Origin of the sequence: Buchnera aphidicola (Aphis gossypii) (assembly GCF_013394915.1) — a bacterium.
Lineage (GTDB): Bacteria > Pseudomonadota > Gammaproteobacteria > Enterobacterales > Enterobacteriaceae > Buchnera > Buchnera aphidicola_AZ.
Map to the genome: position 1 here is coordinate 358055 of NZ_CP056771.1, position 13510 is coordinate 371564.

11 protein-coding genes are annotated in these 13510 nt (G+C 23.7%); 9 read left to right on the forward strand and 2 right to left on the reverse strand.

Annotated elements, in window-relative coordinates:
* Positions 1-118: 118 nt before the first annotated feature.
* The 4 genes from HU701_RS01690 to gap all read left to right on the forward strand — a co-directional run bounded on the left by HU701_RS01690 (position 119) and on the right by gap (position 4336).
* The gene (locus HU701_RS01690) at positions 119-1318 is read left to right on the forward strand and encodes an ABC transporter permease (protein ID WP_178919177.1); all 1200 of its coding nucleotides are present in this window, start codon (positions 119-121) and stop codon (positions 1316-1318) included.
* Positions 1311-2003, forward strand: a complete 693-nt coding sequence (gene lolD, locus HU701_RS01695; protein WP_158346352.1) for a lipoprotein-releasing ABC transporter ATP-binding protein LolD — start codon at positions 1311-1313, stop codon at positions 2001-2003. Before HU701_RS01690 ends, lolD begins: the two co-directional genes overlap by 8 nt.
* Complete coding sequence (locus tag HU701_RS01700; protein ID WP_178919179.1) at positions 2000-3241, forward strand: FtsX-like permease family protein; 1242 nt, start codon at positions 2000-2002, stop codon at positions 3239-3241. The genes lolD and HU701_RS01700 overlap by 4 nt, the downstream gene beginning before the upstream one ends.
* A 96-nt stretch (positions 3242-3337) precedes the next feature.
* Positions 3338-4336: a type I glyceraldehyde-3-phosphate dehydrogenase gene (gap, locus tag HU701_RS01705; RefSeq protein WP_178919181.1), complete on the forward strand. Its 999-nt coding sequence runs from the start codon at positions 3338-3340 to the stop codon at positions 4334-4336.
* Positions 4337-4436: 100 nt separating this feature from the next.
* Here the strand turns inward: gap and queF are convergent, their stop codons facing one another.
* Both queF and fldA read right to left on the reverse strand, forming a co-directional pair.
* Positions 4437-5228 carry an NADPH-dependent 7-cyano-7-deazaguanine reductase QueF gene (queF, locus tag HU701_RS01710; RefSeq protein ID WP_158346358.1) on the reverse strand — a complete coding sequence of 264 codons (792 nt, stop codon included), beginning with the start codon at positions 5226-5228 and terminating at the stop codon, positions 4437-4439.
* A gap of 99 nt (positions 5229-5327) precedes the next feature.
* Complete coding sequence (gene fldA, locus HU701_RS01715) at positions 5328-5837, reverse strand: flavodoxin FldA (RefSeq protein WP_158346360.1); 510 nt, start codon at positions 5835-5837, stop codon at positions 5328-5330.
* A gap of 289 nt (positions 5838-6126) precedes the next feature.
* On the opposite strand from fldA, the gene phrB reads away from it, so the two are divergent.
* From phrB to gpmA, 5 genes are all read left to right on the forward strand, one after another.
* Positions 6127-7551: a deoxyribodipyrimidine photo-lyase gene (gene phrB, locus HU701_RS01720; RefSeq protein WP_178919183.1), complete on the forward strand. Its 1425-nt coding sequence runs from the start codon at positions 6127-6129 to the stop codon at positions 7549-7551.
* A gap of 16 nt (positions 7552-7567) precedes the next feature.
* Positions 7568-8311 (forward strand): Nif3-like dinuclear metal center hexameric protein, encoded by a 744-nt coding sequence (locus HU701_RS01725; RefSeq protein ID WP_178919195.1) that lies wholly within the window; start codon positions 7568-7570, stop codon positions 8309-8311.
* Between the two features lie 58 nt (positions 8312-8369).
* Complete coding sequence (locus HU701_RS01730) at positions 8370-11144, forward strand: 2-oxoglutarate dehydrogenase E1 component (RefSeq protein ID WP_178919197.1); 2775 nt, start codon at positions 8370-8372, stop codon at positions 11142-11144.
* Positions 11145-11168: 24 nt separating this feature from the next.
* Positions 11169-12380, forward strand: a complete 1212-nt coding sequence (sucB, locus tag HU701_RS01735; RefSeq protein WP_178919199.1) for a dihydrolipoyllysine-residue succinyltransferase — start codon at positions 11169-11171, stop codon at positions 12378-12380.
* A 236-nt stretch (positions 12381-12616) separates the two neighbouring features.
* Complete coding sequence (gene gpmA, locus HU701_RS01740; protein WP_158346873.1) at positions 12617-13306, forward strand: 2,3-diphosphoglycerate-dependent phosphoglycerate mutase; 690 nt, start codon at positions 12617-12619, stop codon at positions 13304-13306.
* The last annotated feature ends 204 nt before the right edge of the window (positions 13307-13510 follow it).

Consider the following 13510-nt stretch of genomic DNA (forward strand, 5'->3'; position numbering starts at 1 on the left):
TTTTAATTATGATAAAATACTATTTCGCATTTAATTTGGCTGTTTTTACTAATAAAATTTTTATTTAAAAAATATTAAAATTTATTAAAAAAAAATTTATCAAAAAAAGATATCTTTAATGTATAAGCCCATATATATATTTATTGGTTTTCGTTATTTTTGGAACTCTCATTTAACAAATTTTAAAAAAATTATTACTATTTTATCTATTATAGGTGTTAGTATCGGAACAGCATCTATTATTATTACAATGTCCTTAGCAAATGGATTTCAGAGTGAATTTAAAAAGAATATTCTCTCATTTATTCCTCATTTAATTATTACAAATAATAGTTATTATATCAATGAATCTAAATTTCCTAAAAATATTTTAAAATTAAAAAATATTCAAAAAGTATCTGGTTTTATCAGTAATAAAGTTCTTGTTCAAAGTAAAAAAAATATTACTATAGGTGAAATTATTACTTTTAAAGAAGAAAATTACAATACTTTTAAAACTTATAATATTAAAAATTATTTATATACACTTAATTCAAAAGAAAAGAATATTATCTTAGGTAAAAAATTAGCAGAAAAATTAAATGTAAATATTAATGATTCAATTAAACTGATAATCTTGCCTAATAATAAAAAAAATTTTTTAAAAAAAAAAATTAATGCACAGTTATTTAAAATAACTGGTTTATTTAACACAAAAAATGATATTGATGGTTATCAAATGTTAATTAACACTGAAATTGCTTTAAATTTTTTAAATTATGATAAAAATTACGTGACTGGCTGGAGAGTTTGGTTAAGAGACCCATTTTCTTTTAACATAAATACGTTTAAAATCAAAGAAAATAATTTAATCTTTTTAGACTGGAAAAAACAACAAGGTGAGTTTTTTAAAGCAATACAAATTGAAAAATATATTATGTTTCTTTTTTTTATTTTAATTTTATTGATTGTAGGAATTAATATAGTTATTACTTTAACAGTGAATATCATAGAAAAGCAAAATATTATTGCAATTTTACAAACGCAAGGATTATGCCGAAAAAAAATTATGTTAATATTTGTTACATTGGGAGCAAGTACTACTATAATTGGAAATTTTTTAGGAACATTAATTAGTTTCATATTAATATTTCAAGGAAAAATTATTAATTTTTTAATAAACACTTTGTTTAGTAATGTAAGCGTTCCAATAAAAATTTTTCCTATTCAGACTCTTATAGTTAATATTGTATTTACATTAATTTCTATTTTATCTACATTATATCCAATTTGGAGTATTACCAAATCAACACCTTCTAAAATTTTATCTTATGAATAATATAATTTTACAATGTATCGACTTAACTAAATCTTACAAAAATAACAAAAAAATCACTCATGTTTTAAAAAAAACATCATTTTTTCTTAAAAAAAGTGATATAGCAGTTATTGTTGGAAAATCGGGCTCTGGAAAAAGTACTTTTTTGCACTTAATTAGCGGCTTAGAAAAACCCACTTCTGGAACTATTTTATTTAATGGTATATCATTAAGTTCAATGTCATCTAATCAAATAGCTCAATTAAGAAATTCAAATTTAGGGTTTGTTTATCAATTTCATCATTTATTGTTAGATTTTAATGTACTTGAAAATGTTGCAATGCCATTACTTATTAGTAATAAAACTATTAAAGAAGCTAAAGAAAAAGCGCACGAAATGTTAATTAAAGTTAACTTAGAAAAAAAAATTAAAAAATACCCATCTGAATTATCTGGCGGTGAGAGACAAAGAGTAGCTATTGCTCGAGCTTTTATTAATACACCAAAATTGATAATAGCAGATGAACCTACTGGAAATTTAGATTTTTATAATGCAAAAATAATTTTTGACTTAATATTTGAGTCGAATATTAATTTAAAAACTTCTTTTTTAATTGTGACACATGATCTTTTATTCGCAAGAAAAGCACATGTTTTATTGGAAATAAAACATGGTCAACTAAATATAAAAAAATATATTCAATGAATTTTTTGCCTTTTTTTATTGCAAAACGCTTATATTTAAAAAACAATAACAATCATATGATTTTTTTGATTTCTATTTTATCTAAAATAGCGATTTCTTTAAGTGTTTTTGTATTAATTATCAGTGTTAGCGCTTTAAATGGATTTAAAATATTAGTAAATCAAAATATTTTATCATCTTTGCCTCATGGAATTATACAGTCAATAAACGAACCATTTCCGCGTTCTCAGGAGATTATACGAAAAATTAATTCCATATCAGGAGTAAATTACTCTGAACCATACATTTTAATGAATGCAGCTTTATTTAAAAAAAATGAAATTAAATTTTTTAATGTTAAAAGTTTTACAGATATAAAACATATAAAAAAATATTTTTCTTTTCAAAAAGAGAACTATCAGTTAGAAAAGTTAAATAATTTTAAAAATAATCAAATCATTATTTCTTCTGACTTGTCTAAAGACTTAAAAATAAAAGAAGGAGATTGGATTGATTTCATAATTGTAGATAATAAGTTTTCTTTTCAATTGAATAAAATAAAAATCTTTTCTTTTCAAATTAAATCTATATTTAATTCTAATGGAGTTTCAAATGCTAATATTGGGTTAATTCCATTTGCTTTTTTTCAAGATCATTTTGATATAAAAAATCATATTAATGCTATTGAACTATATATGTCGCATCCGTTAAAGGCTAATAAAGTTATTTTAGATGTAGCTAAAAAAATTAAAATTCCTGTTGTTTTATACACCTGGATTAGCGACTATAAATATATATATAATGATATTAAAAAAATAAAAACAATTATATATATTACATTGTTAATGCTAATAATAATCTCTTCTTTTAGTGTGATATCTGTATCGTTATTATCTATCTCGAAAAAAATAAAAGATATTTCTATTTTACGTAGTATCGGTGCTAACAATATTCTTATTAAACTTATTTTTTTATATTATGGTTTTCGTTTTATTTTAATAGGAAGTTTGATCGGTTTGGTATCTGGTGTTATAACTATTTTAAATTTCAAAAACATTATATTTTTTTTAGAACAACATTTTAGCGGCAACTTATTGATAAACAACATTTATTATCATAATTTTTTATTATTAGACTTAAATTTATCAGATATAATAATTATTTTTATCAGTACTATAGTAATAGGAATTATTTCGAATTTATACCCTGCATATTATGCTTCAAAAATAGATCCTAACAAAATTTTAAAAAAATTTTAATTATTTAATATTATAAAGAATTTGCAATTAATTAAAATTTTTTTATTAATTTAATATTAATTATATATTTTATTAACACAATAACTTGGTGAAATTATGACTATTAAAGTAGGTATAAATGGCTTTGGTCGTATTGGACGCGTTGTATTTCGATTAGCTCAAAGATGCAAAAATATTGAAATTTTAGCAATAAATGATTTAATTGATCCTGAATACATAGCTTATATGTTAAAATATGACTCTACACATGGTGACTTTCAAAAAAATATTGAAGTAAAAAATAAAAATATTATTGTTAATGGGAAAACAATTAGAACTACTTCAATAAAAGATCCTAAAAAGTTAATGTGGAATGATTTATCGATTGATGTTGTAATTGAATCTACAGGTCTTTTTTTAACTAAAGAAGCCGCCTATCAACATATCTTAGCTGGAGCGAAAAAAGTTGTAATAACTGGCCCTTCTAAAGATGACATTCCAATGTTTGTTAAAGGAGCTAATTTTGATAAATATCAAGGTGAAAATATCGTTTCCAATGCATCTTGTACAACCAACTGCTTAGCTCCTTTAGCAAAAGTAATAGATGATAATTTTCATATTATAGAAGGTTTAATGACTACTGTTCATGCTACTACAGCTACTCAAAAAGTTGTCGATAGTGCTTCAAATAAGGATTGGAGAGGCGGTAGAGGAGCATTTCAGAATATTATTCCCTCTTCTACTGGAGCAGCTATAGCCGTTGGCAAAGTTTTGCCAAATTTAAATGGAAAATTAACGGGCATGGCATTTCGCGTTCCTACATCTAATGTATCTGTTGTAGATTTAACAGTTCGTTATAAAAAATCAGCTACATATGAAGAAATATGCTCTGTTATTAAGAATGCCGCAAATCAAGAAATGAAAGGAATATTAGGATACACAGAGGATGAAGTAGTATCATCAGACTTTAACGGAAAAGAATTAACTTCAATATTTGATATGAAAGCAGGCTTATCATTAAATAAAAATTTTGCTAAACTAATTTCTTGGTATGATAATGAAACTGGTTATTCTAGTAAAGTTTTAGATTTAGTTACGTTGGTATCTACAAGATAAAAAACAGATTTATATTTCCAATATAAAAATCGCAGTATTAAGTGTATACTTAATACTGCGTATTGAAAAAACAATTATAAAATATTAAATAAATTAATTTTTATTGCCTTGATAATCTAATGAAATTAGGTTCAAAAAAAATATTACTTCGCCATGGATTAATATCAATACCTCCTCTCCGAGTATATCTTGCATAAACACTGAGTTTTCGAGGTTTGCATATTTCTTGAATATCGTTAAATATTCTTTCAATGCATTCTTCATGAAATTCATTATGATTACGGAAAGAGACTAAATATTTTAACAGTGCAGTATGGCTAATTTTTTGACCATTATAAATAATATTAATTGATGCCCAATCAGGTTGATTGGTTATTGGACAATTTGATTTAAATAAATTACTATATAAAGATTCAATAACTAATTCTTTTTTTTTAGAAGAATTTTTAAGTAATAATTTATTGTAATTATATGATGTTATTGAAATATTTTTATTATCTATGCAAGTTCCAGAAAATTTAGATATACCTATTTTCTCAATTTCATGTAAATCAAAGAATTTTACTGAAACTTCTCCTAACACACATTTATTCAAATCAGATATAAATGTTTTTATTAAATTAGTACTATTTTTAAATTTAATTTGATTAAAACTATTTATATAAATTTTTAAACTTTTGGATTCAACGATATTTTCAGTTGTACTATTAAATTCTATTTTAGCAATAGCAACTTGTGGTACTCCATGTAAATTTAACCAAGATATTTCATATAACGTCCAAATATCTTTACCTATAAATGGAAGATTTATATGATTTATTTTGATTTTTATACGATGCTTTTTTCTCGGTATGCTTTTTAATAAATAAAATTGGTTTGTTTTAACAATCATATTATTTCTTTTTTAATTTCTTTTAAATAAGAGAAAACTCATGAATACATTTATATTTCTTGAAAAATAAATTATTTATAATAAAATTTTGTAAAATTTTTAACAAAATTCAAAAATAATTTTTTCTATCCATTTTTTAACACGATATTTTGTTTGATCTGATTGACGATCTTCATCTAAAACAAGTCCCATAAAATAATCTTTGTTTAATAAGGATTTCGAAGAATCAAAATTATAACCTTTTGTTGGCCATTGACCAATTATTTTTGCTTTATTTTTTTTAATAATTCTGTATATTACACTGAGTGCATCACAAAAATATTCACTATAATCTTCTTGATCACCACATCCAAAGAGAGCAACAGTTTTTTTTGAAAAATTTACTTTTTTTAAAATAGGTAAAAAATCATCCCAGTCACATTGCACTTCACCATAATACCAAGTTGGAATACCAAATATTAAGTTATTGAAATTTTCTATATCTTTTTTAGAAGTGCTGCTGATATCATGTAAAATAGATTTATTTTTTCCAATTTTTTTTTGAATAATTTTTGCTATTTTTTCTGTATTTCCGGTGTCGCTTCCAAAAAAAATACCTATTTTTTCCATATTTTTTCCTATTTTATTAAAATCAATTTTTTAGAATAAATTCTTTATCAATTAAATTTTACTTTAAAAAATAAATTAAAAATAATTTTACAAGTTTAAACAACTAAATATATTTAATTTACAAAATTTTTTATAATTTATTTTTATTTCACTTATAATAGATAAACATTTTAAAAATATTTTTTATTTTTAATTTATTGTAAATTTTTTATTCAAAAAGTTAACTAAAATTTTGAATAAAAATATAATATGTAATTTTTATAAATGTCAAAACTTTAAAGTTAAAATAATGAATAAAAATTTAATATGGTTTCGTAATGATCTTCGTATACATGATAATACAGCTTTATATCATGCGTGTTTATCTGAAACAAATAAAGTAATAGGTTTATTTATTTTTACCTCAAAACAATGGAGCCAACATTATGTGTCTACAAAAAAAATATCTTTTCTTTATCAAAATTTAAAGTCTTTAAAAGACGAACTATTAAAATTAAACATTAATTTATATCATCATGAATGCACTGATTTCTTAAATTCTATAGAATATTTATCTTATTTCTGTCAAGTAAATAAAATTAATCACGTGTTTTATAATTACCAATATGAGATTAATGAAAGAAATAGGGATTCTTTAATGAAACACGAATTAGCTAAGCAAGGTATTCTTTTAGAAGGCTTTCATGATAGCATTTTAATTAACCCTAATAAAATAAAAAATAAAAATAATCAGCCTTATAAAAAATTTTATTTTTTTAAAAAACAAGCAATAGATTATCTATCTAAAAATACCCCTATTTGCTTTTCTTTACCTAAAAAACGAATTTATCATCAATATGATACGATGCCAATTTGTTTGAATCAAAATGATAATATAAATTTTGATAAAAATTTATTTCCTATTGGGGAAAAAGAGGCTATCAATAGAATCAAAGATTTTTGTAATAATAAAATTAAACATTATTTTTCAACAAGAAACTTTCCATATTTGAATAGTACTAGTATGTTATCCCCTTATTTATCTTTAGGAATAATATCGATAAGATATTGTTTAAAGATATTTTTAACGAAATATAAACATAAACCATTATCTATAACACTTAATTCATCTTGGATAAATGAAATAATATGGCGTGAATTTTATTATCATTTATTAATTAATTTTCCTATATTAAGTAAATCTCAATCATTATTAAAATGGGAGAAAAAAATTAACTGGGAAAATAATATAAATTATTTTCATGCTTGGAAAGATGGACGAACAGGATTTCCTATAATCGATGCTGCTATGAATCAATTAAATAAAACAGGATGGATGCATAATAGATTGAGAATGATCACGTCTAGTTTTTTAGTAAAAAATCTTTTAATTGATTGGAGAGAAGGTGAAAAATATTTTATGTCTCGTTTAATTGATGGAGATTATGCATTAAATAACGGGGGCTGGCAATGGTCTGCATCAATTGGTAGTGATACAACAAGTTACATACGTGTTTTTAATCCATTACGTCAATCTAAAATATTCGATAAATCAGGATTTTTTACAAAAAAATATTTACCTGAATTAAAAATGGTACCAAATAATTATATTCATCACCCATATGAATGGATAGTTAAAAATAATTGTAAAATAAATTACCCAAAGCCAATTATAAACCATGAACATAGTACAAAAAAATTTTTATTGGCTTACAAACAAGCTCAGTTATTATAAAAAAAGATTAAATTACATGGAAAATTTTATTTTAGAAAAAATTATTAATAAAAAATTATTTAACAATTTTAACAAAGATATTGTATATAATGGATTGCAAATAGAAGGCGAAAAAATAGTTAGGAAAATTATTACAGGAGTTAGTATATGTCAGGATTTATTAAATTCAGCTTTATATCATAAAGCTAATGCTATTATTGTTCACCATGGATGTTTCTGGGATAAAAAGATCAAATATATCCATGGCATACAAAGAAATAGATTGAAAACTATACTTAGTCACAACATTAACTTATATAGCTGGCATTTACCATTAGATATTCATCCAGAATTAGGCAATAATGCACAAATTGCCAAAAAATTAAATATTTTTATTCAAGGTGAAATCCTGCCTTATGTTTTATGGGGTATTTTAGAACATAAAATAAATAGTTTAGATTTTGTAAAAAAAATAGAAAAAATTTTTAAAAAAACACCCATACATTTTCATCAAAATGCTCCAAATTATATTCATCGCATAGCTTGGTGTAGTGGAAAGGGGCAGAGTTTTATTCAACAAGCATATAAATTTGGAATTGATGCTTTTTTAACAGGGGAAGTTTCTGAGGAAACAATATATATTGCTAAAGAGCTTGGAATTCACATTTTTGCGCTTGGACACTACTGTAGTGAAAAATATGGAATTCAATCTTTAGGAAATTGGTTAAACAAAAAATATAATTTAGATGTTATTTTTATCGATATTTATAATCCTGCATAATTGCTAAAAATATTATTTAAATTAAAAAACAATTTATTCAAATTTTAAATGAAACATTATGAACGAAAACATGCTAAAAAAATTTCTTGATTCTTCTTGGTTATCTTCTGATAATGGAAAATATATTGAGTTTATATATCAAGAATTTTTAAAAAATCCATCATCTATTGATGCTACATGGAAAAAAAAATTTATAAATTTATCCATTGATGTTGAAAATACTCTAAATAATAATCATTTTTCTAGTTCAGTTGTTGATAAAAAGGAAAATTTCAAAAAATTCAGTAAAAAAAATAATAATCAATTAGATGATAAAATTAATCAAATGATTAATTTCTTTAGAAAAAAAGGTTATAAAAAATCTTTAATAGATCCTCTTCAATTAGAAAAACAAAAAAAATATCCATATTTAGAACTTTCATTTTATCAATTGAATAAAGATGAATTAGAACAAACAATAGAAATTAATTTTCAAAAAAACCCTCGATATAAAATCAAAGTAATAGATTTATATAATCAATTAAATAACAAATACTGTAGTTCTGTTGGTTTTGAATACATGTATATTGATAATATATATCAAAAACAGTGGATCACAGAATATATAGAATTATATTTTAAGGAAAATTTAACTTCAAAACAAAAAAAAATACAATTTTTAAAAGAAATAATTTACGCAGAAACTTTAGAAAAATATTTAGGAAAAAAATTTTCCGGTACAAAACGATTCTCTTTAGAGGGGGCAGAAACACTTATTACGATTTTGCATGAAGTAATACGTTATTCAAAAAATAATAATATTTTAGATATTATTATTGGTATGGCTCATAGAGGTAGATTAAATGTATTAGTAAATGTATTAAATAAAAATCCTAAAGTATTATTTGATGAGTTTTCTGGTAATAATATATCTACAAAATATAGTGGAGATGTGAAATATCATATAGGAGGATGCGCACAAATAAGAAATAAAAATCAAGTAATTAATATAAAATTAGAATATAATCCATCACATTTAGAGATAATTAATCCTGTCATTCTTGGTTTAACAAGATCTTCTATAGATAAATCAATGTATTTAAATGATCAAGTTTTATCTATTAACATTCACGGAGATGCTTCAATTATTGGTCAAGGTGTTGTACAAGAAACATTAAACATGTCTCAAACTGAAGGTTATACAGTTGGTGGAACAGTTCATATTATAATTAATAACCAAATTGGTTTTACTACCTCAAATCCTAAATATCTTCGATCTAGTAAATACTGCACTGATATTGGTAAAATAATTCAAGCACCTATTTTTCATATAAATTCTGACGATATAGAATCTGCTATTTTTGCTGTGCAGTTAGCTTTAGATTTTAAAAAAAAATTTAATAAAGATGTTTTTATAGATTTAGTTTGTTATAGAAGGCACGGTCATAATGAAGTAGATGATCCTTCTGTAACTCAGCCGATTATGTATAAGAAAATTCAAAACCATCCTACTACAAAAAAAATATATTCTGATTTATTGATAAATCAAAAAATAATTACACAAGATCAGATTGATAAAATAGTAGACGAATATTCTAGTAAGTTAATTAAAGGAAAATCAATTTTTTGTCATAAGGAATATATAGATTTTCAATATAAAAATTTAGATTATTTTAAAACAAAAAAAAGTTTAAAAAAATTAAATCTGAAAGATATTCAAAAATTATTATATCGCATAAATACTATTCCTCCATTCATTAAAATGCATCGACGAGTAAAAAAAATTTATCAAGATAGAATTGAAATGTCCGAGGGAAGAAAATTATTTGACTGGGGTGCGGCAGAATCCTTAGCATATGCAACGATACTAAACGAAGGTGTTTCATGTCGTCTTTCAGGAGAAGATATTAGAAGAGGCACATTTTTCCATCGACATGCTTGCATTCACGACCAAAATAATGGGTCTATTTATATACCATTACAACATATTAAAAATGATCAAGGTAAATTTGAAATTTGGGACTCTGTTTTATCAGAAGAAGCAGTGTTAGCTTTTGAATATGGATATTCTTTATATCCTTCAAATGATTTAACTATTTGGGAAGCGCAATTTGGCGATTTTGTTAATGGAGCTCAAGTAGTTATTGATCAATTTATTAGTTCTAGTGAACAAAAATGGAATAAGTTGTCTAATTTAATTATTTTTTTACCTCATGGTTATGAAGGGCAAGGTCCGGAGCATTCATCAGGTAGAATTGAAAGGTTCCTTCAACTTTGCGCACAAAGTAATATGCAAATTTGTATTCCTACCTCATCTTCACAAATATTTCATTTATTAAGAAGACAAATTATAAAAAATATCTATAAGCCATTAATTATTTTTACTCCTAAATCTCTTCTGCGATATCCAGCGGCTTTTTCTTCTTTAGAAAATTTAATTAATGATGATTTTATAACAGTAATAGATGAACTTAGTAATAATTTACAACAGATTAAACGTGTTATTTTTTGTTCTGGAAAAATATATTACGATCTTCTAGAATACAGAAATAAAAATAACATTATAAATGTTGTTATAATTCGAATTGAACAATTATACCCATTCCCAATTATTGAACTATCAAATATATTAAAAAAATATTTTTATATTAAAGATTTTATTTGGTGTCAAGAAGAACCCTGCAACCAAGGAGCATGGTTTTATATAAAAAATTATTTGCACGATGTTTTACCGCATTCTTCAAACTTAAATTACATCGGTCGTTTATCCTCTGCATCTCCTGCAGTAGGTCATATTTCTCTACATAAAAAGGAACAAGGACAGTTAATACACAACGCATTTCATTTCTCATAAAAATATAAATAATAGGACTAAAAAATGAATATAATTAATATTCTTGTTCCAGATCTACCAGATTCTGTAAGCGATGCAGTAATAGTCAAATGGCATAAAAAAGTCGGAGAAAAAGTATATTGTGATGAAAATATAGTTGATATTGAAACAGATAAAATAATGTTGGAAATATCTTCTCCATGCGACGGGATATTAAGCGTTATTTTAGAAAAAAAAGGCTCAATTGTTAAATCGGATCAAATAATTGGAAGTATAAATAAATCAAATGATATTGAAAAAAAAAATTTAAATTCAATAACACAAGAAAAATACACTCCTATAAAAAAAATTGATATTTCTCATGATGATCACATCAATCATAATACAAATAAATTTTTGAATAATTTTTTAACACCTTCTGCGAGACGTTTTGTCAGAAACAATAATATTGATAAAAATTCAATTATACCTAGCAAATTAAACTATACATTTAGAAAACAAGATATTGAAAAAAATATTGAAAAAAAATCTAGTTTAAATAACATTTGCGAACAATCAAATAATACATATAGAGTAAAAATGACTCGACTGCGTCAAAAAATAGCTGAAAGACTATTACAAACAAAAAATAATACAGCTATGCTTACTACTTTCAACGAAGTAAATATGCAACCAATTATTTCTTTGCGAAGCAAATATAATAAATCTTTTGAGCAAAAATATAATGTTCGTCTTGGATTTATGTCTTTTTTTGTAAAAGCAGTAGTAGAATCATTAAAAATTTTTCCAGAAATAAATGCTACTATTGATAAAACAGATATTATATTTTACAAAAATTTTGATATTAGTATTGCTGTTTCTACACCAAGAGGTCTAATAACTCCGGTGTTAAGAGATGCTGATACAATGTCAATGGCAGATATAGAAAAAAAAATAAAAGAATTTTCTATCAGAAGCCTGGAAAATAAAATAAGCATAGAAGAATTAATAGGAGGAAATTTTACTATAACTAACGGTGGTGTTTTTGGATCTTTAATTTCTACACCTATAATAAATCCTCCTCAAACTGCTATATTAGGTATGCATGCTATTAAAGAACGCCCAATGGCAGTAGATGGAGAAATCAAAATTCTTCCAATGATGTATTTAGCATTATCTTACGATCATCGTTTAATTGATGGAAAAGAAGCTATTAGTTTTTTAAATACTATAAAAAACATATTGGAAGATTTTAATCGTATTTTGATTAATATTTAAAAATAAATAAATTTAAATAATTTATATATATATTAAAAGTACAGTATTTATCAATAATAATCTGTACTTTTATCAATATGCATATAAATTATATTAAATTTACATATAATTTTTAATATTTTATTATAATAGTTTATGTAAAAATATTTTATTTGAAAGAAATAATGACAGAGCGAAAAAAATTGATTAAAATATTTTTATACAACATATATATTACCTATATAGAGAATACAATCATGAATAAAGTAGTATTAATTAGACATGGTGAAAGTCAATGGAACCAACTAAATAAATTCACTGGATGGCATGATGTAGAACTAAGCGAAAACGGAAAAAATGAAGCTAAAAAAACAGGTTTATTATTAAAAAAAGAAAAATTTTTTTTTGATTGCTCGCATACTTCTATGCTACGAAGAGCAATATATACATTACAATATATTTTAAAAATATTAAACCAACCTTGGTTATCAGTGCGAAAATCATGGCGTTTAAATGAAAGGCACTATGGCGCTTTAGAAGGATTTAATAAAGATGAAATAATTCAGAAATACGGACATGAACAAGTTGTTTTATGGAGGCGTAGTTTTAATATTAGTCCTCCTCAAATTGATACAAAAGATCAACGATTTCCAGGGCACGATATACGTTACTCTAACATTGATGCAAACGAGCTTCCTAAAGGGGAAAGTTTAGAAGCGACTATACAAAGAGTTGTTCCTTATTGGAAAAAATTTATTTACCCACAATTAAAACAAAGAAAAAAAATACTAATTGTAGCACATGGAAACTCACTACGAGCATTAATGCAGTATTTAAATAAAATTGATAGACAAAAAATTATAGAATTAGAAATTCCAACTGCAGTTCCAATTGTTTTAGAATTCAATGAAAAATACATTCCTACTAAATGGTATTATTTAAAATAAATTATTTTAGATATATTTTTCTATTCAGAATCAATATATATTAATATTTTATCTCTAATTTAAATAAGAGAAAGTATAATTTTGATAAAATATATGTATTTAAATTATATAATTAGAGTTAGTTAAAATTTTTTATGTTTGTAATTTTCCATTTCAATATAAAATTAACATGCGATTAACATATAAAAACAAATTTTTATTGCT

Bases quoted from the DNA above. Each gene is read 5' to 3' on its own strand.
- HU701_RS01690 (WP_178919177.1), top strand. From the start codon at position 119: ATGTATAAGCCCATATATATATTTATTGGTTTTCGTTATTTTTGGAAC.
- lolD (WP_158346352.1), top strand. From the start codon at position 1,311: ATGAATAATATAATTTTACAATGTATCGACTTAACTAAATCTTACAAA.
- HU701_RS01700 (WP_178919179.1), top strand. From the start codon at position 2,000: ATGAATTTTTTGCCTTTTTTTATTGCAAAACGCTTATATTTAAAAAAC.
- gap (WP_178919181.1), top strand. From the start codon at position 3,338: ATGACTATTAAAGTAGGTATAAATGGCTTTGGTCGTATTGGACGCGTT.
- queF (WP_158346358.1), bottom strand. From the start codon at position 5,228: ATGATTGTTAAAACAAACCAATTTTATTTATTAAAAAGCATACCGAGA.
- fldA (WP_158346360.1), bottom strand. From the start codon at position 5,837: ATGGAAAAAATAGGTATTTTTTTTGGAAGCGACACCGGAAATACAGAA.
- phrB (WP_178919183.1), top strand. From the start codon at position 6,127: ATGAATAAAAATTTAATATGGTTTCGTAATGATCTTCGTATACATGAT.
- HU701_RS01725 (WP_178919195.1), top strand. From the start codon at position 7,568: ATGGAAAATTTTATTTTAGAAAAAATTATTAATAAAAAATTATTTAAC.
- HU701_RS01730 (WP_178919197.1), top strand. From the start codon at position 8,370: ATGAACGAAAACATGCTAAAAAAATTTCTTGATTCTTCTTGGTTATCT.
- sucB (WP_178919199.1), top strand. From the start codon at position 11,169: ATGAATATAATTAATATTCTTGTTCCAGATCTACCAGATTCTGTAAGC.
- gpmA (WP_158346873.1), top strand. From the start codon at position 12,617: ATGAATAAAGTAGTATTAATTAGACATGGTGAAAGTCAATGGAACCAA.